General features: G+C 53.0%; 19 protein-coding genes. 10 read left to right on the top strand and 9 right to left on the bottom strand.

Features of this window, described 5'->3' with window-relative positions; genetic code table 11:
• Nucleotides 1–3 precede the first annotated feature (3 nt).
• A complete protein-coding gene (locus SD69_RS01440) occupies nucleotides 4–2,073 on the bottom strand; it encodes a putative bifunctional diguanylate cyclase/phosphodiesterase (RefSeq protein WP_041521792.1) in 2,070 nt (689 codons plus the stop codon).
• Nucleotides 2,074–2,355: 282 nt separating this feature from the next.
• On the opposite strand from SD69_RS01440, the gene SD69_RS01435 reads away from it, so the two are divergent.
• Nucleotides 2,356–3,828 carry a glycosyl hydrolase gene (locus tag SD69_RS01435; protein ID WP_232301128.1) on the top strand — a complete coding sequence of 491 codons (1,473 nt, stop codon included), beginning with the start codon at nucleotides 2,356–2,358 and terminating at the stop codon, nucleotides 3,826–3,828.
• 73 nt (nucleotides 3,829–3,901) lie between these two features.
• On the opposite strand, the gene SD69_RS01430 is transcribed toward SD69_RS01435, so the two are convergent.
• On the bottom strand, nucleotides 3,902–4,456 hold the full coding sequence (locus SD69_RS01430; protein WP_041521791.1) for a YbhB/YbcL family Raf kinase inhibitor-like protein: 555 nt from the start codon (nucleotides 4,454–4,456) through the stop codon (nucleotides 3,902–3,904).
• A 175-nt stretch (nucleotides 4,457–4,631) separates the two neighbouring features.
• Between SD69_RS01430 and SD69_RS01425 the strand changes: the two genes are divergently transcribed.
• Nucleotides 4,632–5,702: a CNNM domain-containing protein gene (locus tag SD69_RS01425; protein ID WP_041521790.1), complete on the top strand. Its 1,071-nt coding sequence runs from the start codon at nucleotides 4,632–4,634 to the stop codon at nucleotides 5,700–5,702.
• A gap of 83 nt (nucleotides 5,703–5,785) precedes the next feature.
• Here the strand turns inward: SD69_RS01425 and cspE are convergent, their stop codons facing one another.
• The 4 genes from cspE to tkt form a co-directional block, all read right to left on the bottom strand.
• Nucleotides 5,786–5,995, bottom strand: coding sequence for a transcription antiterminator/RNA stability regulator CspE (cspE, locus tag SD69_RS01420; protein WP_041521789.1), 210 nt, complete (start codon nucleotides 5,993–5,995; stop codon nucleotides 5,786–5,788).
• Between the two features lie 300 nt (nucleotides 5,996–6,295).
• On the bottom strand, nucleotides 6,296–7,588 hold the full coding sequence (locus SD69_RS01415; protein WP_041521788.1) for a radical SAM/SPASM domain-containing protein: 1,293 nt from the start codon (nucleotides 7,586–7,588) through the stop codon (nucleotides 6,296–6,298).
• A gap of 232 nt (nucleotides 7,589–7,820) precedes the next feature.
• Nucleotides 7,821–8,996 carry a phosphoglycerate kinase gene (locus tag SD69_RS01410; protein WP_041521787.1) on the bottom strand — a complete coding sequence of 392 codons (1,176 nt, stop codon included), beginning with the start codon at nucleotides 8,994–8,996 and terminating at the stop codon, nucleotides 7,821–7,823.
• Between the two features lie 118 nt (nucleotides 8,997–9,114).
• On the bottom strand, nucleotides 9,115–11,115 hold the full coding sequence (gene tkt / locus SD69_RS01405; protein WP_041521786.1) for a transketolase: 2,001 nt from the start codon (nucleotides 11,113–11,115) through the stop codon (nucleotides 9,115–9,117).
• A 272-nt stretch (nucleotides 11,116–11,387) separates the two neighbouring features.
• Between tkt and SD69_RS01400 the strand changes: the two genes are divergently transcribed.
• From SD69_RS01400 to SD69_RS01365, 8 genes are all read left to right on the top strand, one after another.
• A complete protein-coding gene (locus tag SD69_RS01400; RefSeq protein WP_052480793.1) occupies nucleotides 11,388–12,398 on the top strand; it encodes an ArsR/SmtB family transcription factor in 1,011 nt (336 codons plus the stop codon).
• A gap of 29 nt (nucleotides 12,399–12,427) precedes the next feature.
• On the top strand, nucleotides 12,428–13,582 hold the full coding sequence (metK, locus tag SD69_RS01395) for a methionine adenosyltransferase (RefSeq protein WP_041521785.1): 1,155 nt from the start codon (nucleotides 12,428–12,430) through the stop codon (nucleotides 13,580–13,582).
• A gap of 147 nt (nucleotides 13,583–13,729) precedes the next feature.
• A complete protein-coding gene (locus tag SD69_RS01390) occupies nucleotides 13,730–13,987 on the top strand; it encodes a four helix bundle protein (RefSeq protein ID WP_041521784.1) in 258 nt (85 codons plus the stop codon).
• 61 nt (nucleotides 13,988–14,048) lie between these two features.
• The gene (ahcY, locus tag SD69_RS01385; protein WP_041521783.1) at nucleotides 14,049–15,449 is read left to right on the top strand and encodes an adenosylhomocysteinase; all 1,401 of its coding nucleotides are present in this window, start codon (nucleotides 14,049–14,051) and stop codon (nucleotides 15,447–15,449) included.
• Nucleotides 15,450–15,510: 61 nt separating this feature from the next.
• Nucleotides 15,511–16,353 carry a methylenetetrahydrofolate reductase [NAD(P)H] gene (gene metF, locus SD69_RS01380; RefSeq protein ID WP_041521782.1) on the top strand — a complete coding sequence of 281 codons (843 nt, stop codon included), beginning with the start codon at nucleotides 15,511–15,513 and terminating at the stop codon, nucleotides 16,351–16,353.
• Between the two features lie 41 nt (nucleotides 16,354–16,394).
• Nucleotides 16,395–16,703 (top strand): DUF4156 domain-containing protein, encoded by a 309-nt coding sequence (locus SD69_RS01375; protein ID WP_041521781.1) that lies wholly within the window; start codon nucleotides 16,395–16,397, stop codon nucleotides 16,701–16,703.
• 120 nt (nucleotides 16,704–16,823) lie between these two features.
• The gene (ppk1, locus tag SD69_RS01370) at nucleotides 16,824–18,878 is read left to right on the top strand and encodes a polyphosphate kinase 1 (RefSeq protein ID WP_052480791.1); all 2,055 of its coding nucleotides are present in this window, start codon (nucleotides 16,824–16,826) and stop codon (nucleotides 18,876–18,878) included.
• Nucleotides 18,879–18,915: 37 nt separating this feature from the next.
• Nucleotides 18,916–20,556 (top strand): DUF4124 domain-containing protein, encoded by a 1,641-nt coding sequence (locus SD69_RS01365; protein WP_198144040.1) that lies wholly within the window; start codon nucleotides 18,916–18,918, stop codon nucleotides 20,554–20,556.
• Here SD69_RS01365 and ppx read toward each other — a convergent pair.
• The 3 genes from ppx to grxC all read right to left on the bottom strand — a co-directional run bounded on the left by ppx (nucleotide 20,553) and on the right by grxC (nucleotide 23,057).
• Nucleotides 20,553–22,064 carry an exopolyphosphatase gene (gene ppx, locus SD69_RS01360; protein WP_041521778.1) on the bottom strand — a complete coding sequence of 504 codons (1,512 nt, stop codon included), beginning with the start codon at nucleotides 22,062–22,064 and terminating at the stop codon, nucleotides 20,553–20,555. The genes SD69_RS01365 and ppx overlap by 4 nt on opposite strands.
• A 194-nt stretch (nucleotides 22,065–22,258) precedes the next feature.
• Nucleotides 22,259–22,765, bottom strand: coding sequence for a protein-export chaperone SecB (secB, locus tag SD69_RS01355; protein WP_041521777.1), 507 nt, complete (start codon nucleotides 22,763–22,765; stop codon nucleotides 22,259–22,261).
• A 34-nt stretch (nucleotides 22,766–22,799) separates the two neighbouring features.
• The gene (gene grxC, locus SD69_RS01350; RefSeq protein ID WP_041521776.1) at nucleotides 22,800–23,057 is read right to left on the bottom strand and encodes a glutaredoxin 3; all 258 of its coding nucleotides are present in this window, start codon (nucleotides 23,055–23,057) and stop codon (nucleotides 22,800–22,802) included.
• Nucleotides 23,058–23,060: the final 3 nt, after the last annotated feature.

Below are 23,060 nucleotides of genomic sequence, written 5' to 3'. Positions count from 1 at the left end.
TGATTATAGTTGTTGATCAATTTTTTGTTTTATTTCATCTATGGCTTCAGGGATGCTGAGTAGGAATCCTTGCGCCTGTTCGCAGCCGACCTGCAACAGCAGGGCGCGCTGCTGTTCATCCTCTATGCCCTCAGCGACAGTGGACATACCTAGTCCCTGTGCGAGCACCAGTATGGTTTTTACTAATTGTAAGGCGTTGTCGTTTTGGTTGATGCCTGAAACAAAGCTGCGGTCTATTTTTAAGGTGCTTAAAGGGTAGCGTTGTAGGTACCCGAGCGAGGAGTAGCCGGTGCCAAAATCGTCGACGGAAAAGCGTACCCCGAGCTCAGCCAGGGCGTTGATATTATCGTTGGTCGCCTTATCATCGTTAATTAGTACTCGCTCGGTAATCTCTAGCTCTAGTTGATCGGCCGGTATGCGATTGATATGGAGCTGCTCGCGCACAAACTGCGCAAAATCTGGCAGCTCTAATTGCCGAGACGAAATATTGATGGCGAGCCTTAATGGCGGTTGGTGTTCTCTTAACAACTTGCCGACTTCCCGGCAGGCGTTTTGCAATACCCAGCCATCAATCTCTTCAATAACGCCGATTCTTTCGGCGGCGGGAATAAAGTTGTTCGGCATGCGTAGCGTGCCATTGGGCTGATGCCAGCGAACCAATGCTTCAAAGCCGATAATAGTATTGTTTTTCAGGTTGTAAATAGGTTGATAGTGCAACACTAACTCGTTGCGGTTTACAACACTGCGCAATTGATTTTCAAGCTCAAGCCGCTCTACTAATTGATCGTTAATATCCTGAGTAAAAAATTGAAACTGGTTGCGGCCGTTGTCTTTGCACTGATACATGGCCAGGTCGGCGTTGCGTAACAGTAGGTGAGGGTTGCTGGCGTCATTGGGGTATAAGGCAATTCCGACGCTGCAAGTAACATAGTAGTTGCGGCCGATAATAAAAAACGGCTCGGTAAACTGCGCCACTATCTGCTGCGCAATGTGGGCGGCGGTGTCTTTATTCTCAAGGTCGGGAAGTAAAACCACATATTCATCACCGCCCATTCGGGCCAGTGTGTCGCCGGGCCGGATACAGCGACTCAGACGGTTGGCGGCTTCTTTGAGTAAAAAATCACCAATACTATGGCCGACGCTGTCGTTGACATTTTTAAAATGATCGAGATCAATGCCTAAAATAGCAACTTGCCGCTGGTGTTGCTCAGCCTCTTGCAGTGCCCGGATGATATTTTCAATCATCAGAGTTCGGTTGGGTAAATCGGTCAAATCGTCGTAGCGGGCCTGGCGCAGCAATTGTTGCTCGTAATTGCGGCGCACGGTGATGTCTTCTTTTACCGCGATGTAATGAGTTAGGTTGTTATCGATATCGGTGAGCGGGGATACTTTAACATTCTCCCAAATTAATTCGCCGTTGGCTCTGACACTGCATATTTCCTGGCGCCACTGTTCACCTTGACTGACGGTATTACAAAGCTGCTGAATTAGCTGCTCGCGCTCGTCATCGAGAAACGTGAAGTCGAATGGACGCCCCAGCGATTCACTGGCGCTGTAGCCCGTGGTGTTTTCGAAGCACGGGTTTACGTACTCAATTTTACCCTTGGGGTCGGTAATGACCACCGACACCGGGCTCTGTTCAACGGCCTGAGATAAAATGCGCACCCGCGCCTCTGCTTGGCGGCGTTGTTTGCGCACATTGGCGTCGCGCAGTTCGCGCTCGATGGCGGGGACTAAACGCGCCAGTGCGCTTTTGTCCATAAAATCGTGAGCGCCCTGCTTGAGCAGGCTCACTACATCTTCGGCGGTAACCGCCCCCGAGGTAATAATAAAAGGTAAATCTTGGCCGCTGGCTTTAAGAGTGTCGAGGGCCGCCTCTGCACTAAAGCGGGGCATGCGGTAATCGCAGATTATAAGGTCCCACTGCCGATCGTTTAACGCTGAGTGCATTTCATCGCGCGTTTCTACTTGCAGTACCTGCGGGGAAAACCCTCCGCGAGTTAACTCGGCGGTGGTTAGCTCAGTGTCGAGCTCTGAGTCTTCGACAAACAGTACTTTAAGAGGTGTTCCCATGCAGCGTCTCACGTTAAAACAAGCCAAGCAGCGTATGTGTAATGTAGCGGCTTACGCGTTAAATTGCGACCATCGAGAGGGTAATTTTGCCGCCGGGCAAGGGTGTCATAAAGGGAGTGGGTTAGGAGGGAGAGCCTGACCGGCTAGCCAGTGTAGGGCTTGAAATACAAATGTAATCGGTTACAATCGGTGTGGCTTTTGCTCCGTTATCGAGCGCCCAACAATAATGAATGCAGCCAAATCGGTGTAGGAGCTACACCTTGGGTTGCGCTAAGAGATCTCATGCCCATGATAATCCGCTTTTCGGTTTTACTCGTCTTTTTATCCGGTAGTTTTATCACAGCCTGCGGCAGCAGTGGAGGGACGGCCGCCTCCAGTGCAGCGTCCCGGCAGGCGTCATCCAGCAGCCTGGCGACAAGCTCCAGCGACCAGGCGAGTGAGACGGCCAGCAGTGCTTCATCGGTTAGCTCTGCGACGGTTGTCCCGGGGGTGATACCGAATGCCGCCAGCGATGGCTCACCTTATTGTCGCTACGATGACGCTGCCAGCGGCTGGGGCTGGGAAAATGGCCGTAGCTGCATTGTGTATCAGTCTTCTGCGGATCCGGGTGTGGGTAGCTTTAATCACTGTAAAGTCGGTAAAGAGGAGATCACCTATTGCGCCTCTGAGCTGAGTGACTGGGGTGACACAGAGGGTAGTTATTGTATCGCGCGTGACTTTTGCCCCGGCAATACCAGCCGGCAACAAACCGAACTATCACCAAGATTGGTTACCGCCGACGCAAGTGCCAAAGCTCAGGCCGTGTTTACCTATTTAAACAGTATGTGGGGTAACAAAATGCTCTCAGGCCAGATGGATTTAACCTGGGACGACCGCATCGATATGCGCCAGCGGGTTATTGACGTTACCGGTAAAGCCCCGGCGATTATGGGTTACGACTTTATGAATTATGGCGCTCAGGACAATGTTTCGGGTTTGTCGCAGACTCAAGAGGCTATCGAGCACTGGAATAATGGCGGTATTGTCACTTTTGCCTGGCATTGGCGGGATCCTTCCGGTGAGACAAATAGCTTTTACGTTGGCCAGAGTGACGCTAGCAAAAACACCCGCTTTGAAATACCGGTTAAAAACGGTGAGCTGGATACCCAGAGTGACGCTTTTGAAGCGATAGCGCGAGACGTAGATTTAATCGCCGGCGAATTACAAACGTTAGCTAACGCCGGAGTCCCGGTCCTGTGGCGGCCACTGCACGAAGCCGCCGGGGGTTGGTTTTGGTGGGGGCGCGAGCGTACCGATGGTGTGCCGGCGGCCTATGCGCAAACGCTATTGTGGCGCTATTTGTACGATCGCCTCACTCGCCACCACGGCCTAAACAATTTAATTTGGGTGTGGAATGGGCAAAATGCCATTTGGTACCCCGGCGATGACGTGGTGGATATTGTCAGCACCGATATTTACGACGGTGAACGCAATACCGAATCGCAAATAGGTTATTACACGGTAACCAAAGCCTATCCGCAGCAAGCAAAGATGGTGGCTCTGAGCGAGAACAGCAACATCCCCGACCCGGATCAAATGCAGGCGGACGGTGCGTGGTGGCTGTGGTTTATGGTCTGGAACGACGGCGCCCTCGACACTACCGACGATCACTCCAGCAACTTTTGGACGGGCGAGTATTACAATACCGACGCCCACAAGCGACATGTGTATGGGCATGAACAGGTAGTGACGCTGGATGAGCTGCCGGAGTTTTGATTAGCCGGCTGACGGGGGACGGTCTACGGGGAACGATAAACACCCCCGCAGGCCGTTCCCCGTTCCCCGAAATTTACCTTCCATACTTCGCGGTAAAGCTTGCCTCGCCTAACGTGTTAGCGTTAATCATAAAGCCAATCAAGGCGGCGCTGGCGTTGTCTGGCACTTGCAAAGTCTCGGTGCCCAGCGCGTAGAGGGTAAACTGGTAGCGGTGGGGTTCGTCCCCCTCGGGCGGGCAGGCACCGCCAAACGCTTTTACGCCGTAATCCGATGGCCCCTGGCGTGCCCCTTCGGGCAGCATCTCGCCATCGGCGCTCCCGGCATTGGCGGCCAGCGAGTCAACTTCGGCGGGAATATTAATCACCTGCCAGTGCCACCAGCCTGAGCCTGTAGGTGCATCCGGGTCGTATACCGTGAGCGCGAAGCTTTTGGTGCCCTCGGGTGCGCCGCTCCACTGTAGTGCCGGAGAGGTATTCTCGCCGCTGCAGCCAAAGCCATTAAAGACCTGAGCTGTGCTCAAGGTGTCGCCATCGCTGATAGTAGGGCTACTCAAAGTAAACGAGTCGGCCAGTGCAGTGGCGCTCAATAACAGCGCCGTCGCGCCCGTTAGTAGTTGTCGTGTTTGCATAATCACCTCTATGTGTTATCGCGAGTGTGGGGCTTTGCGCAAGCTTCCCGCCAGGCCCTGAAGTTGTCTGGGTTATTATCCTGCTCATAAAACACGATCTCAATAGCCCTCGCGCTTTTCACTGCGCACGGCGGCTGCTAGGCTAAGCTCCTCTATAACTCACCGAGGCTCCGGCATGACGCTGCTGCTGTTATACATCGCCCTGGCGCTGGGCGTGTCATTCTTATGCTCAGTCGCCGAGGCTGTCTTGTTAAGTGTTACGCCTTCGTACACGGCTTTAATGGCCCAAGAGGGACGCCGCTCGGGGCAGTTACTGAGCAAATTAAGCGAAGACGTAGAGCGCCCGCTAGCCGCTATTCTGACGCTTAACACAATTGCTCACACCATTGGTGCTGCCGGGGCTGGTGCTCAGGCCACGATTGTGTTCGGCAGTGCCTATCTGGGTGCCTTTTCGGCGGTGTTAACGCTGCTGATTTTAGTACTATCGGAAATTATTCCCAAAACACTGGGGGCATACTACTGGCGCTCGCTCGCTCCCGTTACCGCTTTTGGCTTGCATTATCTTATCAAGTTGCTCTATCCCTTTATTGTATTGTCAGAAAAGTTAACTCGCTTGATCACCCGGGGCGAGCGCTCCGGTAGCGGGCTTAACCGACAGGAGCTGGCGATTGCCGCAGACATTAGTAGCGCCGAAGGACACCTGGATGAAAGTGAAAGCATGGTGGTTAAAAATCTGTTAGCGCTGCGTCAAACCAGCATTCGCGAAGTCATGACACCGCGCACGGTGCTGTTCAGTGAGAACGAAGCGGACAGCGTGGGCGATGTGCTGACCCGTCACAATAGTATCCCTTTTTCGCGTATTCCTATTTACGCCGAAACGGCCGATAACATAACCGGTTTGGTGTTGCTTAGTGACTTACTCTTGGCGCAAGCGCGCAATGAAACGGATACCCCGCTTACACAGTATCGCCGCGAGCTGCCGGCGCTGTTAGGGGGTATGCAATTGACTCAGGCGCTGGAGGAGTTTTTACGCAAAAAGACCCATATGGTGCTGGTGGTCACCGAGTTTGGTGATGTGCAGGGGATTATCACCCTGGAGGATGTGTTGGAGGCACTGTTGGGGCGCGAGATCGTCGACGAGAATGATAAAACGCGCGACATGCAGGAGTTGGCCAGAAGGCACTGGCGTCGGCAGGCACGCAAAAGCGACGCCGATATCGAAACCGACCCAAGCCTGGATGATTAAGCTCTTGGGGTATTACCCAAACGACAGGCATAAAAAAAGCAAACCTCGCGGTTTGCTTTTTTGCTCTAGCGCGACAGAGTTACTTATACCGCAACAATGTTCTCAGCTTGAGGACCTTTTTGGCCTTGAGTTACGGTGAACTCAACGCGCTGGCCTTCGGCCAGAGTTTTAAAGCCCGAGCCAGAAATGGCGCTAAAGTGAGCAAATACATCTGGGCCGCCCGAGCTCTGCTCGATAAAACCAAAACCTTTTGCTTCGTTGAACCACTTAACGGTTCCTTGAGTAGTAGACATAACAACATCCTGAAATTTAGATATAAAAGTGCCCATAAGAGGCTTGAATAGCATAAAAGGTAGACTGATATTTAAAACTGCAGGACGAGGTGTTACGAATAAAACGTCGAAATGTAGAACTAAACGCAAGGTCGATCTCTAGCTGGTGAGCACTGTATAGCGATTATTCCGGGTTGTCTAGTCTTATTTTTACAAAATAAATTAGTGTGATAGCGTTGTCGGGCCACGGTCGCAGGTGAGTTATATAGGTAGTAGAGCCCACCTACCGCAAAACATTCTGTTAGATGTGTCCTTTGGTCGCTATTTGATACTCGCAATTAAGCTATTTAAGTAAGATTTTGTCTCTTTGCCGCGAAACTTGCGGTGGTCGTCGGTACAGTTTTGACAGACGGCTAAAAGAGGACGCTTGTCAGCCAACGAGCGCCTTATTTTTTCTAATAGTGGTGAGTTATAGTCAGCTCCCAGGACATCTTCTACTTTTCCCACATCAATATCCGCGTACGGACAAAGCCTGGCTTGTCCGTTGCTGCGTGCAAAGGTGTATTTCCAGGGAGCTGAACAGTCGGGTATTTTTAGGCGATTCGGTTCGCTTAATGCGACTTTAAACAGCTCGTTATAACGGGTTTTGAGCTTGCGGTAACGATGCTCTAGCTCAATGCGCTCCTCGGCAGCAGGTAACTCGTGTACGAAGACGCCGTTTGAACTTAGTATTTTGATAGCGTCCAGATCCTCGTCCTTCTCTTGGGGATTTTGTGGTGTGGGCGGAGAGTCAGGAAACAGTTCGCTAACGTTTTGTTTGTCTTCTTTTGATATCTCTGAATTTCTGTCTTCGCGAAAATCTTCTGTTTTAATATTATTGAATATTGTTAAATTAGCGCTTTGAGCAAGTTGCTGCGCTTGTTCTATTTGCGCTGTAAAGTTGGCAATGTCCGTCTTCTTTAATTCTAACGACGGGGTGTGATCCACTGGGCTTAAATGGACTTCGTTAAGGCCTACCTCTATCGCAATTTTTACGATCCCAACAATCTCATTGATATTTTTGCTGGAGATGACGGTACTGGTTGCCAGGCATAGGTCGCTTGAGGTCGACCGAAGGGCCGCCATATTCTTAACTATCTTATCGAAATCTGCCCGGCTGCGTAGAAATTCAAATGTGTCTTTGTTGTCTCCGTCAAAACTAATGCTTATCTTGTTAAGGTTTTTTAGGGTGTCTAGGTGTTTATCGATTAGCATGCCGTTGGTGAACAAATGAGACTGTACCGCGTACCTTCTTAAGAATGGCAAAAAATCTCCTATCTTCTTATAGAGTAGTGGTTCGCCAAGTCCGGCAATCATGGCAGTTTCTATATAGGGTAGCCGATCAATGAGTTTGTTGAGCTGGAGCTCTGTGAGTTTACCGTGTGGCATGACATATTTGGCTTGATGGCACATTTGGCAGCGTAAGTTACACTCACTCAAAAAGTCTATTTCGAGGTGGGTAGGGACAGACAGCAAATGTTCTTTGCCGAGTAAAGTTTCTAGCTCGTTAAGGTGGGCATTTAACGATTTAAGCTTGAATACGGTTTCGTTTAACGCTGGAGTGGCGTTGCTCATACCTGTCGTCCTTGTGTTTTGCGGTGTAGTGAGCGTGAGGCCGTACCAGTCATTCACGCCGGCTAGTCGCTATCGGACTCTTCATATCTCTCAATGGGGATATATTACGCTCAAATAAGCTGCAAAGTTGTGAACGCGCGCATATGGCCGCTTAATGTTGCAACGCGCATGGTGCGCGGGCAATAAAAAGGCGAGCCATTGGGCTCGCCTTTTTATGCGGGCTGGTGAACGCTTAACCTTTAGCACGCTCTTCTAAAATTTCAACCGCCGGCAGTTTTTTGCCTTCGACGAATTCTAAAAACGCGCCGCCGCCGGTAGAGACGTAGCTGATTTTGTCGGCCAGGTTCCACTTGTCGATCGCGGCCAGCGTATCGCCACCGCCGGCGACCGAGAAGGCTTCGCTCTCGGCAATGGCGCGTGAGATCACTTCGGTGCCTTTGGCAAAGGCGTCGTATTCAAATACGCCGCAGGGGCCATTCCACAAAACGGTTTTGGCGTTTTTGATAATCTCGGCAACCCGTGCCGCCGTCTCCGGACCGTAATCGATGATCTCTTCGTCGGCCTGGATTTCGCTGGCGTCTTTGACTTCGGTTTTGCTGTCGTGGCTCCAGTCGCTAAAGCCGTCTTTGGTGGTGCGCACGTCGGTGGCAAAAATCACGTCGGTGGTTTCGCGCAGGCGCTTGGCTTCGGGGATCAAGTCTTCCTCGTACAAAGAGTTGCCCACTTCGTTGCCGGCCGAGGCAACAAACGTGTTAGAGATGCCGCCGCCAACTACGAGGGTGTCGGCAATTTTAGACAGCGCATCCAGCACGCTTAATTTGCTTGATACTTTAGAGCCGCCGACGATGGCGACCAGCGGGCGAGCTGGGTTATCCAGCGCTTTGCCCAAAGCGTCCAGCTCGCTGGCGAGCAACGGGCCGGCGCAGGCGATGGGCGCGTATTTGGCAACACCGTGGGTCGAGGCTTGGGCGCGGTGGGCCGTGCCAAAAGCGTCCATGACAAACACGTCACATAGCGCGGCCATTTTTTTCGCCAGAGATTCATCGTTGGCTTTTTCGCCGGCGTTGAAGCGGACGTTTTCCAGCAGTACTACGTCGGCACTGCCCAGGTCGACGCCATCGACCCAATCTTTAATCAGGGGTACGTCGCGGCCTAACTGCTTGCCAAGCTCGGCGGCTACTGGTGCCAGTGAGGCAGACTCGTCATAGCTGCCTTCTTCCGGGCGGCCCAGGTGCGACATCAGCATCACTTTCGCGCCGGCATCCAGTGCCGCTTTGATGGTGGGAATCGAGGCTAAAATACGCACCGTGCTGGTGATGTTGCCGTCTTCCAGGGGGACGTTAAGGTCTTGACGAATCAGGACGCGTTTGCCAGCCAGATCCTGATCGCTCATCAATTTTACGTTCATGTGTAGCTCCAAATAGTGATGCGCTTACGCGACTAAAATTAAATAGCACAGAGTGTCAGTAGAACAATAGGGGGGAAAGTGCCACACCGCCAGAGTGCGGTGTGGCGAGCCGTAAGGCTTAGTCGAGCAGTTCTTCTGCGGTGGCAACAATGTTGTCAACGGTAAAGCCAAAGTACTCCAGAAGGTCTGGGCCCTTAGCGGATTCACCGAAGCTGTTCATGCCCACAACGCGGCCGTCGATGCCCACGTACTTCCACCAGAAGTCGACGTGTGCGGTTTCTACCGCTACTCGCGCTGAGACTTCTAACGGTAGTACCGACTGACGGTACTCGGCGTCTTGCTGATCAAACAGGCTGGTGCTTGGCATAGACACCACACGTACTTTTTTGCCGCTGGCGCTCAGTTTATCGGCCGCTTCAACGGTAACCGGTACTTCTGAGCCGGTGGCAATCAGAATCACGTCGGGGGTGCCGGCGCAATCTTTAAGAATGTAGCCACCTTTGGCGATGTTGGCCACTTGATCGTCGGCACGCTCGACGGTATCGATGCCCTGACGGGAAAACACCAGTGCGCTGGGACGGTCGGTTTCTTCGATGGCCGATTTCCAGGCTACCGCGGTTTCGGTGGCGTCACAGGGGCGCCAGGTGTTTAGATTTGGTGTCATGCGCAGTGTGCCGAGTACTTCAATCGGCTGGTGCGTGGGGCCGTCTTCACCCTGACCAATAGAGTCGTGGGTGTAAACAAATACGTTGCGCAGCTTCATCAGGGCCGACATGCGCACCGCGTTGGCGGCGTACTGTTGGAACATTAAGAAGGTGGCGCCGTAGTTGATAAAGCCGCCGTGCGCGCTCATACCGTTCATGATGGTGCTCATGCCGAATTCGCGTACACCGTAATAGATGTAGTTGCCATCGGCGTTAACGCCGCTAACGGGCTTGGAGCCTTCCCACATGGTGAGGTTAGAGCCGGCCAAATCCGCCGAGCCGCCGACCATTTCTGGCAGCAGTTTGTTGTAGGCGGCAATGGTGTTTTGCGAGGCTTTACGCGAGGCCAGTTTTTGCGGGTTTTTGTGACACTCCTGGATAAAAGCATCGGCGTTTGCCGCAAAGTCGGCAGGCAGCTCACCTTTGATAACGCGGCGCTCGTACTCGGCGGCGTCTTCTGGGTAGGCGGCTTTATAGGCCTCGAACTTCTCGTTCCAGCTTTTCTCGGCGCTTGCGCCTTTTTCTTTGGCGTCCCAACCGGCGTAAACATCGGCGGGGATTTCAAACGCACCCGGCTCCCAGTTGAGGAACTTGCGGGTCGCGGCCACTTCATCGTCACCCAGCGGGGCGCCGTGACAGTCGTGCGAGCCAGATTTGTTAGGCGAGCCAAAACCGATGGTGGTTTTGCAGCAAATCAGGGTTGGCTTTTGATCTTCGGCCTGGGCCGCTTCAATGGCCAGCTTGATGGMTTCGGGGTCGTGGCCGTCTACGTGAGAGATAACGTGCCAGCCATACGACTCAAAGCGCTTAGGGGTGTCGTCGGTAAACCAGCCCTCTACGTGGCCGTCGATCGAGATGCCGTTGTCGTCCCAAAAGGCGATCAGCTTGCCAAGGCCCAGGGTGCCGGCCAGCGAGCAAGTTTCGTGTGATACGCCTTCCATCATGCAGCCATCGCCCATAAAGCAATAGGTGTAGTGGTCGACGATGTCGTGGCCATCGCGGTTAAATTGTGCGCCCAGCATACGCTCGGCCAGCGCCATACCTACGGCGGTACTGATACCCTGGCCCAGCGGGCCGGTGGTGATTTCAACACCGGGGGTGTAGCCCAGCTCTGGGTGACCCGGGGTTTTTGAGTGCAGCTGGCGGAAGTTTTTCAGCTCTTCCATCGGCAAATCGTAGCCAGACAAATGCAGCAGCGAGTAGACCAACATCGAGCCGTGGCCGTTAGACAGCACAAAGCGGTCGCGGTCGTTCCAGTTAGGGTTGGCTGGGTTGTGCTGTAAAAAGTCGTTCCACAGGACTTCGGCGATATCGGCCATGCCCATAGGGGCACCTGGGTGGCCACTTTGGGCTTTTTGGACGGCATCCATACTAAGTACACGGATGGCGTTAGCAAGTTCGTAGCGAGACGGCATAGGGGTCAAGGCTCCTTAAAAGTAGCTGGTGTGAGTTCAGAAATGACCTCTAACGGGCCTAAATCAGTTTTGCGCAACCTTGTCTTATCTGGGCTAGCGGGCGGGGTGTTGGTCTCGTATCCCGTCCGGAGGCGCCACAAATGGTGCGGTATTCTCTCGCAACCGGCGCCATCAGTAAAGGCGCGGGCGTTTATGGCGGCAATTTGGGGTAATTATGCCAATCTATATCAAAATATTTTGATATAGATTGGTTGCGCTGTTATTATGCCGCCATGACAAACTCACTCGCATTAGCGGCCGCGGCCGATACCCCCACCAGCACGGAGCTGGACTCAGAGTCGCTGGTCACGCCGTTAAAGGCGGCGGCCGATCCGCTGCGGCTGGAGATTCTGGCCGTATTGGCGCAAAACTCCTATGGGGTTTCCGAGTTGGCGCGCATCTTTGATGTGGGCCAGTCGGGTATGAGCCATCATTTAAAGCTGCTAACCGGGGCGGGGTTAACCACCACCCGGCGCGAGGGCAACTCGATTTTTTACCGCCGCGCTATGCTTGCCCCCGAGCAGCCGCTGGCGGATTTGCAGCAGGCGCTGTTTATCAGCGTCGACCGGCTGGCGCTGCGCGCCGACATCCGCACCCAGTGTGCCGCGATCGCCAGCGAGCGAGCCAGCGCCTCGCAGCAGTTTTTTGCCGCCAATGCCGACAAATTTCGCGCCCAGCAAGATTTGATCGCCAGCTTCCCAGTGTACGGTGAGCAGGTGTCACAATTGTTAAACAACACACCGTTGCCCAGTCGCCAATTGGCGCTGGAGGTGGGGCCTGGGCAGGGCGAGTTTTTGCCGGTATTGGCAAAGCGTTTTAGCCATGTGGTGGCCCTGGATAACGCCGATGAAATGCTGGCGCATTCGCGCGCCTCGGCCGAGGCGGCAGGTTTGGTCAATGTCGAGTTTATTTTGGGTAACACGGCGAGCTTGGCCGAGCATCGGGTGCTGGCCGATTGCATCGTGATGAATATGGTGTTGCACCACACGCCTTCGCCGTTGGATATTTTTAAAGACTTAAGTGAAGCACTGGCCCCGGGTGGCGCTCTACTGGTGACGGATTTATGCCGACACGAGCAAGATTGGGCGCGCGCTAATTGTGGTGATTTATGGCAAGGCTTTGAACCGGCCGATTTTACCGGCTGGGCCCGCGAGGCCGGCCTTAACGAAGGCCAGAGTTTGTACATCGCGCTGCGCAATGGGTTTCAGGTACAGCTGCGACAATTTTTTAAACCCTCTATTTAATTTTTTATTTGCTTGGCAGGAGCTACGCTATGGCCGAATACGCACTATTTACTTCCGAGTCGGTTTCGGAAGGCCATCCCGATAAGCTGGCGGATCAAATATCCGACGCGGTACTGGATGCGATTTTAAAAGATGACCCGGAATCCCGCGTAGCGGTAGAGACTCTGGTAAAAACCGGGATGGCTATTGTCGCCGGTGAAGTCCGCACCTCTACCTATGTTGACCTGGAGGACTTGATCCGCCAGGTGATTTTGGACATCGGTTACGATAGCTCAGACGTTGGCTTTGACGGCGCCTCGTGCGCTGTGCTGAATGCTATTGGTAAGCAGTCGGCCGATATTGCTGTGGGCGTGGATGAAGCTGAGCAAAAAGATTTGGGGGCGGGCGATCAGGGATTGATGTTTGGCTACGCCTCGGATGAAACCGACGTGCTGATGCCGGCGCCTATCTATTTTGCCCACCGCTTGGTAGAAAAACAGGCCGAGCTGCGCAAAAACGGTAAGCTCGATTGGCTGCGCCCCGATGCGAAAAGCCAGGTGACGTTGCGCTATGAAAACGGTAAGCCGGTGGCGGTTGATGCTGTGGTGTTATCCACTCAGCACGATCCGAGCGTTAATCTGGCCGACCTTCAAGAGGCGGTGCGGGAAGAGATTATTAAGCCCGTGTTGCCCGGCGAGTGGCTGCACGATGAAACCCTGTACCACATTAACCCCACCGGCCAGTTTATTATTGGCGGCCCGGTAGGTGATTGCGGCTTAACAGGGCGTAAAATCATCGTCGATACCTACGGTGGTATGGCCCGTCACGGCGGGGGTGCATTCTCTGGTAAAGACCCCTCCAAGGTGGATCGTTCGGCCGCCTATGCCGGCCGTTATGTTGCGAAAAATATTGTCGCTGCGGGCCTCGCCAGCCGCTGTGAAATTCAGGTTTCCTACGCCATCGGTGTCGCGGAGCCTACGTCTATCTCCATTAACACCTTTGGTACAGGCAAGTTGCCCGATGCGGAAATTGCCACTTTAGTGCGTGAACATTTTGATCTGCGCCCGCGCGGGCTGATCGCAATGCTCGACCTCAAGCGCCCTATTTATCGTCAAACTGCCGCCTACGGCCACTTTGGCCGCGAGCTGCCCGACTTTACCTGGGAGAAAACCGATAAGGCTGGGTTGTTGAAGAAGTACCTTTAAGAGAGGGGAACGGACAACGGCCAAGGGAGAACGGAAATGCAGGGACGCAGTGTTAAAAGGCGGCACACGCAGCTGACTGTTTGGCAAGACTCCATTGCGTTAGTCAAGAGAGTTTATGAGTTGACAGGAGATTAGCCCAAAGAAGAGTTGTTTGGGCTAATAGGCCAAATGCGTCGCGCTGCTGTTAGCGTGGCTAGTAATATCGCGGAGGGCTCAGCTCGCGACGGCGATAAAGAATTTTTACGTTTTCTTTATATTGCTAGAGGCTCGTTGGCCGAATTAGAAACACAAAACATTATTTGTGAGCAACTGACGTTTATACAGGCCGGCACGCTGAGCGAAGACATGGAGCGTGTCTATGCCAAACTATCGGCATTGATAAACGCTAGAAAAGCTAGGCTTTAAAACAAACTTCTGGAGTTCGGGTTCGTTCCCCGTTCTCCATAACCCGTACACCGGAGGAACAATGACTATTACAACCAATTTTACCGACTACAAAGTCGCTGCCGGCTCTGCCGAAGAATTTCAAAAACTGGCCTTGTGGGGTCGCCGTGAAATAGATATCGCCGAGGGCGAAATGCCTGCGCTGATGGCGCTGCGCACGCAGTATGCGGCGCAGCAGCCTCTGGCGGGCGCTAAGATCATGGGTTGTATTCACATGACCATTCAAACGGCGGTGTTGATCGAAACTCTGATCGCTTTGGGTGCCGAAGTCCGTTGGTCAAGCTGTAATATTTTCTCGACGCAAGATCACGCCGCTGCGGCTATTGCCGCTGCCGGCATTCCGGTATTTGCCTGGAAGGGCGAAACTGAGGAAGAGTTTTGGTGGTGTATCGAGCAAACCGTACTAAAAGACGGCGAGGTGTGGGATGCCAATATCATTTTGGATGACGGCGGCGACTTAACTCAGCTGGTGCACGAGAAGTACCCGGCTATGCTCGATAACATTCACGGCATTTCGGAAGAAACTACGACCGGTGTGCACCGCCTGCAAGATATGCTGAAGAAAGGCACGCTTAAAGTTCCGGCCATTAATGTTAACGATGCTGTTACCAAAAGCAAAAATGACAACAAATACGGCTGTCGCCACAGCCTGAACGACGCCATCAAGCGCGGCACTGATCACTTGTTGTCGGGTAAAAAAGCCCTGGTGATTGGTTACGGTGATGTGGGTAAAGGCTCGGCGGCATCGCTGCGTCAGGAAGGCATGATTGTAAAAGTCACCGAGATCGATCCGATCTGCGCCATGCAGGCGTGTATGGATGGCTACGAAGTGGTGTCCCCTTACAATGACGGTGTTAACACTGGCAACGCTGCGGACATCAACCTTGAAGTGTTAGGTAAAACCGATCTGTTGGTCACCACTACCGGTAACTCTAATGTGTGTGACGCGGCCATGCTGCAAACCCTAAAAAACGGGGCTGTGGTCTGTAACATCGGCCACTTTGATAACGAAATCGATACCGCTTACATGCGTGAAAACTGGGAGTGGGAAGAGGTGAAACCTCAGGTTCACAAGATCTACCGCGACCGCAAAGCGGGCGATCACCTATTGTTGTTGTCCGAAGGCCGCTTAGTGAACCTGGGCAATGCCACCGGTCACCCATCGCGTATTATGGATGGCTCGTTTGCCAACCAAGTGCTGGCGCAAATCTACTTATACGATCACAAATTTGCCGATTTATCGGTGGCTGACAAGCCCGCCTCTGTGTACGTAAAAGTATTGCCTAAGCAGCTCGACGAAGAGGTGGCGCGCCATATGGTTGAAGGTTTTGGTGGTGTTATCACCCAGCTGCGCCCAGAGCAGGCCGAATACATCGGTGTCGCAGTTAACGGCCCCTACAAGCCTGAGAGTTATAAATATTAATTGGTGAAGTACGTCAGACGTCTGGCGTCGGATGTCTGACGCAGAACCATAGGAAACGATTATGAGTGAAGATTCTTTACGCCTCAGTTTTGAGTTCTTCCCGCCCAAAACCGATGAAGGGCGGGTTAAGCTTGCGGGCGTGCGCGATGCGTTAGCCGAGTTCGAACCCGACTTTTTTTCGGTGACTTACGGGGCTGGTGGCTCGACCCGTGATAACACCAAAAATCTGGTAAAGCAGTTTAATGCGTTGGATGCGCCGGTAGCGCCGCACTTGTCTTTTGGCGGTGACGACGAGCAAACCATTAAACAGTTGCTTAGTGAGTACCGCGACGCCGGTGTCGAGCGTATCGTGGCCTTGCGCGGCGATATGCCTTCGGGCGTGGGTGGCTCGTACCAGCTGGTTTACGCGAACGAGCTGGTGGCGTTTATTCGCGAGCACTTTGGCGACACTTTTGAGCTGGAGGTAGCGGCGTACCCAGAGGTACACCCGCAGGCCAAGAGCTATGAAGACGATGTCCGTTATTTAAAGGGTAAGTTTGATGCCGGCGCTGACAATGCCATTACCCAGTACTTTTTTAACCCTGATGCCTATTTCTATTTCATGGATCAGTGCGCTAAGGTGGGTATCGATAAGCCGATTTATCCCGGCATAATGCCTATTATTAACTTCCGTAATCTCATGCGTTTTTCCGACTCTTGCGGCGCGGATATACCCCGCTGGCTGCGCAAGCGACTGGAAAGCTACGAGCACGACGCCGAGGCGCTGCGCGACTTTGGTGAAGAATTGATTACCGAGTTGTGTGAGACTTTATTAGAGGGCGGGGCGCCCGGTTTGCACTTTTACACCATGAATCAAGCCGAGCCCATCTCGCGGATAGTGACGAACCTGGGGCTGGAAGACTAAGCGCCACAGCGTTTATGTTGGTCATCGAATAGGAGCTAACCATGAAAAACTCGTTGTTGCTGGCCTCTGTTTGCCTGATGGCAAGCTGCAGTTGGGTTGAGCTGGAAGAAGACGCCCGTCAGGTTACCCTGGCGGCGCCTCAGGATATTACCCAGTGCAAGCAAATAAGCCACGTGACCGCCAGCGTGATGGATGGTATGGGGCCCTTTACTCGCAGTGAAGGAAAAATGAGCGAAGAGTTGGCCACCATGGCCCGCAACGAGGCGGCACAACTGGGGGGCGATACCGTGGTGCCCTCGTCCAGTATCGTCGATGGTCGCCAGCACTTTACCGTGTATCGCTGCCAATAAACGGGGGTTCATTGAGGGAAATCGCGCCTGCCTGACTTATTTCTGTCATAATTTGGTCATATTCTGAGGCGATGTGTTTTCGGCGCCCAGTGCGTGCCTGGGCCCCAACAGGAGGTTGTTGTGTCAGAGCAGTTTTTCAATCGCGAGTTAAGCCTGCTGGAGTTTAATCGGCGGGTCTTATATCAGTCTTACGATCGTACCCTACCGCTGCTAGAGCGCCTGCGTTTTTTGTGTATATTTTCCACCAATCTGGATGAGTTTTTTGAGGTTCGGGTCGGTGGGTTAGTGCAGATGTTAGAAGTAGGTACCAGTGCTATACCTTCTGACGGGCTGGGTCATGCCGATAATCTGGCGGCCATTGCCCAAATCTCTCACCAATTGGTGACCGAGCAGTACAGTATACTCAACAAAGAAATTATCCCACTGTTGCGTGAACGCGATATTTATATTGTACGTCGCGACGAGTGGACTGAAACGCAAGTTGCCTACTTGCGCGACTATTTTTCTACCGAAGTTCTGCCGCTGTTAAGCCCCATCGGGCTGGATCCGGCGCACCCGTTTCCGCGGATTTTAAACAAGTCGCTTAACTTCATCGTCAAGCTCGACGGTAAAGATGCTTTTGGCCGTAACTCGGGCCGGGCGATTGTGCAGGTACCTCGCTCGCTTCCCAACATGGTGGCGCTTCCCGACGGAGTCGCTAAAGCCGGCCGTGAGTTTGTGTTTATGTCCTCCATTATTCATCACTTTATGGGGGAGATCTTTGTCGGTATGGAAGTTATTGACTGCTTCCAGTTTCGCCTAACGCGCAATTCCGATATTTTTCTCGATGAAGAGGAAACCGATGATTTGCTGCGTGCTGTTCAGGGTGAGTTGGTTTATCGCCAGTACGGCGATGAAGTTAGGCTGGAGATCACCGGCACCTGCCCGGCTGATATCGAAGAGTTTTTGCTCAGTCGCTGCGAGATCCATAAACGAGATTTATACCGCGTTGATGGCCCGGTTAACTTAAATCGCTTGTCTGACCTGTTTGATTTGGTGGATGACTCCGAACTGTTTTTTAAGCCTTTTGTGCAGTCGATGCCCAAGTTGCCTAAGCGAGCCGACAATTATTTCCAGGCGCTTAAAAAGAACGACATTTTACTGCATCACCCGTTCGATTCATTTCAATCTGTGGTGGACTTTTTACGCGAGGCCGCGGTAGACCCGCACGTACTGGCTATTAAGCAAACCTTGTACCGCACGGGCTCTAATTCTCCGGTGGTTGATGCGTTGGTGGCCGCGGCCAAAGCTGGCAAAGAGGTCACCGCTATTGTCGAGTTGCGAGCGCGTTTTGATGAAGAGCAAAACGTTGCTCTGGCAGAGCGGTTGCAACGCTACGGCATTCACGTCATTTACGGCGTAGTGGGCTATAAAACTCACGCCAAAATGTTGTTGGTGGCTCGGCGCGAAGAGAAAAAACTGCGCTACTATGTGCATTTGGGTACGGGTAACTATCACCCCAAAACCACCAAGCTCTATACCGATTACGGCTTGATGACTTCCGATACCGATATTTGCGCCGATGTGTACCGGATTTTTATTCAGCTCTCCAGTATGGGCAAAGCGTCAAAAATGAGCGAGCTGATGTACGCGCCGTTTACTTTGCATAAAGGTATGCTGAAGTATATTCAGCAAGAAACCGAAAATGCCAAAAAAGGTATTCCGGCGCGCATTATTGCTAAAATGAATTCTCTTTATGAAGAGCAGCTGGTACTTGCTCTGTACGAGGCGTCTAACGCCGGTGTGCAAATTGATTTAATTGTGCGCGGTGTCTGTCAGCTGCGCCCAGGGGTTGTGGGGCAATCCGAAAATATTCAGGTGCGCTCAGTCGTAGGCCGCTTTTTAGAGCACACTCGGGTGTTCTATTTTGAAAACCAAGGCCACCCGCAAGTGTTTTGCTCCAGTGCCGACTGGATGATTCGCAATATGTTTCACCGGGTAGAAACTTGCTTTCCGGTAAAAGTAAAAAAGATACGCGACCAAATTATTGCCGACATGAAGCTCTATTTGGCCGATAATACTCACTCGTGGATTTTGCAAAGCGATGGTAGCTATGTTCATATGCAACCTGAAGAGGGGCAAGAGCCTATCAGTGCGCAAGATAAATTATTGGAGCAGTGGACGCTGGCTACCTAGCGTATAGTCTCCGGTTTGGCTTTCAGGGAAGATGAATATGGCGTTATTACGATTAGGGGTGTTACTGCTGGGGATGTTTGCGGGGCAGGCATCCGCGGCTATTTATCAATGGACGGATGAAAATGGCCGGGTAAGCTACAGCGATAAACCCCCAGCCGGTGAAGTAAGTGCGGATTTACCCGCTGAGTCGACTCCTGCACAAACCCCCTCCCGACCTCATACCTTACCTGCCACGGCGATCACTCTACCGTCTAAACCCTCAGCGTCGCCCGAGTCGGTTACCTACTCCCGCCCCGGTTACAGTGATGTCCTGATGTTGCGTCGCCTGTTTAGTGCCCGTGACTTTGACCAGTTAAATCAGCAGTTGCACCTTAGGCTACAAGAAGTGCAAGCGGACATTGCTTACGAGCACTCGCTGCGAGCGGCTTACTACGCATTTCGCGATCTCGTCGGCGATGATATAGATGCGGTGTTTGAACAATGGTTGGCGCACAGCCCGAAGGCTTATCAAGCTTATTTGGCTCGGGCCGTCTATCGCGGCGACTTAGGGTGGCAGGCCCGCGGTGGTGGCTGGAGCCGCGATCTTACGCAGTATCAAGTGCGTGAAATGAAGCGCTACTTTGCCAAGGCCCAAGAAGATATCTCCCAAGCGTTAGCGCTTAACCCAGAGGCACTGGTGGGTTACTACTTGCAGATTAATATGGCGATGCCTGGCCGCGATATGCCTTCGGCCCAAGAGGCCTTAGCGCGCGCTAATGAGTACTACCCCAATAATTACCTCGCCCGGCGCTATTACCTGAACTTGCTAAACCCTAAGTGGGGCGGCTCGGGGGCAGAGATTCGGGCGTTTCTGGCGGAGTCCGAGTTTGATGCCAACGCCAACCCTAAGCTTCTTCAGCTGCAAGGCTTTGAGCCATATGTGTTGGGCAATCTGCTCTATCGCAGCAATGAGTACGAGGCGGCGATAGAGGCATTTAATCTGGCGCTGGAGTCTGGCCCGAACCCGCCCGTCTTTTACATGCGCGGCAAAGCAAAATACCGACTGGGTTTGTATCGCAAGGCGGCCGATGACTTTACCCGTGCCGCTTATTACCAGCCCGATACGTCTGACTACCTTTACTGGCGGTCTAAGTCTTTGTACTACACCGGAGGACGCTTTAGCGATGCGCTGGTTGATGTGGAGCGGGCGCATGCGCTTGACGGGATCGATGAGCACATAGAGCGCTTTAGGGTCAGGCTTTGCGGGAAGACCACCCGCCCGGATTTTACCGGCTTTGACAAAGACCAGGCTAAAATCATCACCCAGAGTCAGCCATCGCGGTATGACGAGCAAGCGTTGTTTAAATCCACCATGGCGCATTTGGCGCTTGATGAAAACAGTGAGGCAGAGCAGCTGCTTGTCGCGTTAATGAAGCTCAAGCCTGATAATTTTCGTTACTTCGAATTAATGGATTTTGCCTTGTTTCGTCAGGCAAGGTTAACCGAGATCGTTGACTATTGGGACGATTTTATCAGCCGTAACCCAGAGCATCGGGATGCCTACTTAGAGCGCGCGGGTACCTACTTTCATTTGCAGGACTATCCGGCCGCATACCGTGATGCAAAAAAATCGGCCGAGCTCGGCAATTTAAATGCCGTCAACTTTTACCAACAGCTTTCGAGTTTTACACGGTATTAGTCATCGCTAACGATTTGCAGCTGGTAGCCGGCGTTACTTAAATAGTTAGCCTCTGACTCTAAGTCGGCCAACGCCAGGGGGTTGGCTTCCAGCCAGTGTTGTGGCAAGTGGAGGCTGAGCTTTTTCTTTTTCTTGGCGCTTAACACAATGCCTTCAGGGAGGCTGTGGCGGCGGGTGCGGTTAAAGATAACCGCAAGTCGCAGCAACATAGCTAAGTGCAGTAGGTCGTCGCCGTGCTCTGACAATTGTTTGCCTGGCAGGCTTTTGCGGTGGGCGCGCGCGAGCAGCGACAATTGTGTTTGTTCGGCGCGCGAGCAGCCTGCAATATCCACGTGCTCGACGATATAAGCGCTGTGCTTGTGATAGTCGCTGTGTGAGATGTCGAGGCCCACCGGCGCTAAGTGCGCGGCCCAGCTCAACATTTTGCCGGCATCTACCGGCTCCAGTGACCAGTCGTCGCTAACTTGGGCCAACAGCTGTTGCGCGGTTAAGGCCACCCGGTCAGCTTTGGCTAAATTGACATGAAAGCGCGTGGCCAAGCCGACGATGCTGGCTTGACGGATATCGTGATCTTCCAGGCGGCCTTTTAAGTCGTACAGCAAGCCTTCGCGCAGAGCCCAGTCGGAGGCCAACATGGTATCGATGTCGAGTGTTTCAAACAGTGCCGCTAAGACAATCACACCCCCTAAAAAAACCGGCTGCCGGTCATCTGATACGCCACTCAAGGCGAGGTCGGTGGCGCCGTGCTTGGCGTAAGCGGCAATAATTTTATCGAGTGATTTTTTGCTAATTTCACCGCTGCTCCAGCCGGCGGCCAAACACACATTGGCGACCGCTTTGATAGTGCCGGACGCTCCCAGCACTTCTTGCCAGGGCTTTTCGCTGTATTCGTCAGCGACAGGGGCGATTTCCTGGCCGGCGGCAATCAGGGCCTTTTTGATCGACTTGTCGGTAACTTTGCCGTCGCTAAAAAAGCGTTTGGTCATGGCAACACAGCCCATGCTCAGGCTTTCTTTGACGGTGGGCTGCATGCCAGTGCCGACAATCACCTCGGTGCTGCCGCCGCCAATGTCGATTACCAGCCGGCTCTTTTCATCCGGCGCAATCGAGTGAGCGACTCCCAGGTAAATCAGGCGTGCCTCTTCATCGCCCGAAATAATTTCTACCGGGTGGCCGAGCTTTTCCTGCGCGAGGCGTAAAAATTCTTTGGAGTCGCTAATCGAGCGCAATGTCTTGGTGCCCACGGCCCGCACGCTACCAGAGGGAAAGTTACGCAGCCGCTCGCCAAAGCGCTCCAGACAGGCCAGTGCGCGGTCGCGTGCCTCCTCGCTCAGGCTGCCGTCTTCCTCAAGCCCCCAGCCCATACGTACGGGCTCACGCAGTTTGTCCTGCAGCGTGAGTTGTTGATTCTCCCAGCGCGCGATAATCATATGAAAGCTATTGGAGCCCAGGTCTATGGCGGCGATTTGGCTCGCTCCGGACTCTAAAATGCGAGAGAGGTTAAACATTGGCACTAACTCTTATATAAGAAATTAAAATATCGCAAGAGCGCTGCAGTTGAATGCGTTGCGCACCTGGTAACCAGAAAACTCCTGTTAAGAGTATACGCAGATGTGTTGCCGTTTGCCGAGCGCCGCACATATCAGGGGCAAAAAAAAGCCCACAGCAAGCTGTGGGTTTTTTAGACAGTTGTGCCGGGCAATTAAGCGTCGGTCTGTGCGCTTTCGCTGGCGGCCTGCTGTTGTTGCTGTTGCTGCGCAATGGCTTGCGCAAATACGGCGTCAAAATTGATCGGCGGCAGCATCAGTGCGGCAAATGTGCCGCGAGACAATATACTATCGATGGTTTCGCGGGCGTAAGGGAACAGGATATTCGGGCACGTAGAGTTAATGGTTTGAGCCATTTGTGCGCCGCTCAGGCCGGTAATGTTAAACACTCCGGCTTGTTTCACCTCAATCAGGAACGCGGTGCGTTCTTCGATCTTGGCAGTCACTGTCAGCAGCAGTACAACCTCGTGGTGGGCCTCATCGATTTTGGCTACTTGTACGTTCAGCTCTTGCTCAACTTTAGGGGGGTGTTGTTGATTAAACGCCTCAAGCCCCATGGGGGTTTCAAACGACAGGTCTTTAAGGTAGACGCGCTTAATGGCAAATGCCGGGCTTGCTTTTTGTTCGCCGGCGGCTTCTGGAGTAGAGTTTTCTTCTGACATAGTTCTGTCTCTTTAGTCTGCAAATGGGGGTGTTTCAGGAGGCCAGTAAAGGGTCCAGTTCACCGCGTTTATCCAAGGCCCAGAGATCGGTAAAGCCGCCGACGTGGCGCTCGCCAATCCAGATCTGTGGAACTGTGTGCTGGCCGCTTTTGGCCATCATTTCTTTGCGTTTGGCCGGCTCGCGGTCGACGCGTATTTCAGTAATATTGCTAATGCCTTTGCTGGCCAGTAAGCGCTTGGCATTGACGCAAAATGGGCAAATGGCGGTGGTGTACATCACAACGTTAGCCATAAC

Source organism: Gilvimarinus agarilyticus, assembly GCF_000832015.1.
GTDB lineage: Bacteria > Pseudomonadota > Gammaproteobacteria > Pseudomonadales > Cellvibrionaceae > Gilvimarinus > Gilvimarinus agarilyticus.
The sequence above is the reverse complement of the archived record's forward strand: the minus strand, read 5'-3'. Positions and strand labels throughout refer to the sequence as shown.